Source organism: uncultured Cetobacterium sp. (assembly GCF_947039425.1).
Taxonomy (GTDB): Bacteria; Fusobacteriota; Fusobacteriia; order Fusobacteriales; family Fusobacteriaceae; genus Cetobacterium_A.
Map to the genome: position 1 here is coordinate 1 of NZ_CAMQYW010000208.1, position 3,542 is coordinate 3,542.

Here is a 3,542-nt window from a genome sequence, read left to right on the forward strand (position 1 = left end):
TGATCTTCAAATTATTTTAGATGAAGGAAAAATAGATAAGATTAATCTTACAAAAATGGTAACAAAAGAAAAAGGACAAAGAAGAAGAGCAACAGATAATTTGTTAAAAACAAGAGATTATGTAATAGATAGAGAGTTAGAGATAAAACCAGGACAAATATTTGATATTAATGAATATAATGAAAGTGTTTCTAATTTAATGAGAACAGGGTATTTTAAAAATGTTAAGTATGAAACAAAGGCTGACCCATTAGATCCAAATGGAACTGATTTAACACTTTTACTAGAAGAGGAAAGAACAGCTAGTTTACAAGGAGCAATATCATATGGATCAGAGATAGGTCTTCTTGGTATGTTATCTGTAAAGGATATGAACTGGAAAGGAAAAGGACAGGAGCTTGGAGTAACATTTGAAAAATCAGATGAAGATTATTCAAGTTTTTCAATTAACTTCTCAGATCCTTGGATAAGAGATACAGATAGAATTTCTTGGGGTTGGAGTTTATATAAAAATGATTATGAAAATAGTGACAGTGTTTTATTTAATGAAACAGAAACATATGGAGCTAAACTTAATATAGGTAAAGGATTAACTAAAAATTTAAGACTTGGAATTGGAACTAAAGCTGAATATATAACAGAGAAAGCATCATCTGATTTGAACCAATATAAAGATTTCCGTGGAATGGATTTAGAAACAAAATGGGGATCAGAAAGAGATTATGGATTATTTAGTTTATATCCATCAATAGTTTATGATACAAGAAATAACTACTGGAATCCAACAGCTGGATGGTATGGTAAATATCAAGTTGAACTTGGATATGCTGATACAATAGACTCGGGAACTTTTGCAAATACAACATTAGAAGTAAGAAAGTATCATAGAGGATTATTTAAAAATAATACTTTTGCATACAGAGCAATAGCTGGAATAATGACTGACTCAACTCCTGAATCACAAAGATTCTGGGTAGGAGGGGGAAGTACTTTAAGAGGTTATGATGGAGGATATTTCCAAGGAACAGAGAAAGTAACAGCATCTATAGAGAATAGAACTCAAATAAATGATGTATTAGGATTTGTATTATTCTCAGATATGGGTAGAGCATGGAACTATAAAGGTGAAGACCCTGGGTATTTAAAAGAAAATAGAAGTGCAAAAATACCAGATGATATAGCAACAACAGTTGGTGTAGGACTTAGAGTTAATACACCTGTTGGACCATTAAGATTTGACTTTGGATGGCCAGTTGGAGATAGAGAAGAAAGTGGAATGAAGTTCTACTTTAATATGGGACAATCATTTTAATTAAAAATAAATGGAGGAAATACATATGAAAAAAATAGCATTAATCGCAATGTTAGGAGCATTATCAACATCAGCTTTTGCAATTAAAGTAGGATACGTAAATACACAAGAATTATTTGGTAGATATTCACAAACAAAAATATTAAGAACTAATTTAACTAAAGAGAAACAAAATTTAGAATCTAGCTTACAGAAAAAAGAGATAGATCTTCAAAAATTAAAAGTTGAACTTCAAGGTAAAGGAGAAAAAGTAACAGAAGCAGAAAAAAAATCATTTGATGCTAAAGTAACTGCATTCCAAAAGTTAGTTAGAGATTCACAAATAAAATTATCAAGTGAAGAGAATAAAAAAATGCAAGAGATAGATAGATTAATAAATATATCTATTCAAAATGTAGCAAGATCAGGAAAATACGATTATGTATTTGAACAGGGAGCAGTTAAATTTGGAGGACAAAATATAACTCCAAAAGTTCTTGAGGTTATGGAAAATAGTAAAAAAATAAGCACTAAATAATTAAAATAAAGATATAGAAGGAGATAAGTATGACTTATAAAATAAATGAGTTAGCTAAACTTCTTGAATGTGAAATTAAGGGAGATAATAGTCTAGAAGTATCTGGACTATCTCCCTTTTTTCAAGCTCAAGAGAATAGTTTAACATTTGCATCAGATGAGAAATTTTTAAAAAAATTAGATGAAACTAAAGCAAAAGTAGTATTAGTTCCGGCAGGAATAGAGTTACCAAATAACGGAAAAACTTATCTGCTTGTAAAAGAAAATCCGAGACTTTTAATGCCAAAATTATTAGGATTTTTTAAAAGAGAAACAAAGCCTATGGAAAAAATGATAGAGGATTCAGCAGTATTAGGAGAAGGAACAAATATTCCTTTAAATACATATATTGGTCATAATGTAAAAATAGGAAAAAATGTTAAAATATATTCCAATGTAACAATATGTGAAGGTGTAACAATAGGTGATAATACAGTAATATATTCTAATGTGACAATAAGAGAGTTTTGTACTATAGGAGAGGGATGTGTATTTCAGCCTGGAGCAGTTATAGGCTCAGATGGATTTGGTTTTATTAAGGTTGGAGGAAACAATACAAAGATAGATCAAATAGGAGCAGTTGTAATAGAGGATTTTGTTGAAATAGGAGCGAACACAACAGTTGATAGAGGTGCTATAGGAGATACAGTAATAAGAAAGTATACTAAGATAGATAACCTAGTTCAAATAGCTCATAATGATATTATAGGTGAAAATTGTTTAATAATATCTCAAGTGGGAATAGCAGGAAGTACTGAAGTTGGAAATAATACAACTTTAGCTGGAAAAGTTGGAGTAGCTGGACATATAAAGATTGGAAGTAATGTGATTATTGGAGCAAAATCTGCTGTTATAGGAAATGTTGCTGACAATCAAGTTATGTCAGGAGATCCTCTTATGAATTTAAGAGATGATTTGAAAATGAAAGCTGTTCAAAAAAAATTGCCAGAAATGTTAAAAAGATTAAAAGAATTGGAAAAGAAAATATAAGAAAAAAATCTAAAGGTGATAAAATTGAACCTTTAGATTTTTTATTTTTTTAAAGAAAGGTATTTAAATTCAAGGGATTACATGATACAATATATGAAAATAAAAATAAAATTGAGGTAATATGAATGAAGAAAAGAATATTTTTTGATAAATTTGCAGAGATGAAATTTATATCCCATTTAGATATGTTAAGATTTGCAGATAGACTATTAAAAAAAGCACATATACCAATGAAATATAGTCAAGGGTTTCATCCAAGACCAAAGATTTCCTTAGGAAATCCGATATCCTTGGGGACAGAGGCTTATAATGAATTGATGGATATAGAATTATGTGAGCCAATGTCAAATGAAGAAGTATTAAGAAGATTAGGTGAAGCAGAGGTTCCTGGATTTCATGTTAGTAAAATAGAAACAATAACTGATAAAAGAAGTATTGTAGATATATATACAAATGCATTATTTGAAATATCTGGTGAAACAAAAGAAATAGATAAATTAGATAAATTATTTAGTAGGGATGAAATAATTGAGACTAAAGAGAAAAAAGGAAAAATAACACAAAGAAACCTAGGGGAGAGAGTTATAAGTTATACAAGAGAAGGAGATACAATAAAATTAGAACTTGTAAATACTTCACCAAACTCATTTTTAATATTAGCTGAGGTTGATGTTAAAGATGTTAA

The 3,542-nt window shown here is 29.2% G+C and carries 4 protein-coding genes; all 4 read left to right on the forward strand.

Translation table 11 applies throughout. The annotated features are described in order from the left end of the window. Nucleotides 1-1,312 (forward strand): outer membrane protein assembly factor (locus Q0V09_RS09255; RefSeq protein WP_297488803.1); only part of this gene is annotated, 1,312 nt, incomplete at its 5' end. Nucleotides 1,313-1,337: 25 nt separating this feature from the next. Beyond that, on the forward strand, nt 1,338-1,829 hold the full coding sequence (locus Q0V09_RS09260; RefSeq protein WP_297406299.1) for an OmpH family outer membrane protein: 492 nt from the start codon (nt 1,338-1,340) through the stop codon (nt 1,827-1,829). Nucleotides 1,830-1,858: 29 nt separating this feature from the next. Continuing rightward, a complete protein-coding gene (lpxD, locus tag Q0V09_RS09265) occupies nt 1,859-2,857 on the forward strand; it encodes a UDP-3-O-(3-hydroxymyristoyl)glucosamine N-acyltransferase (protein ID WP_297406297.1) in 999 nt (332 codons plus the stop codon). Nucleotides 2,858-2,982: 125 nt separating this feature from the next. Continuing rightward, a partial coding sequence (locus Q0V09_RS09270; RefSeq protein ID WP_297488807.1) for a TIGR03936 family radical SAM-associated protein occupies nt 2,983-3,542 on the forward strand: 560 nt, incomplete at its 3' end.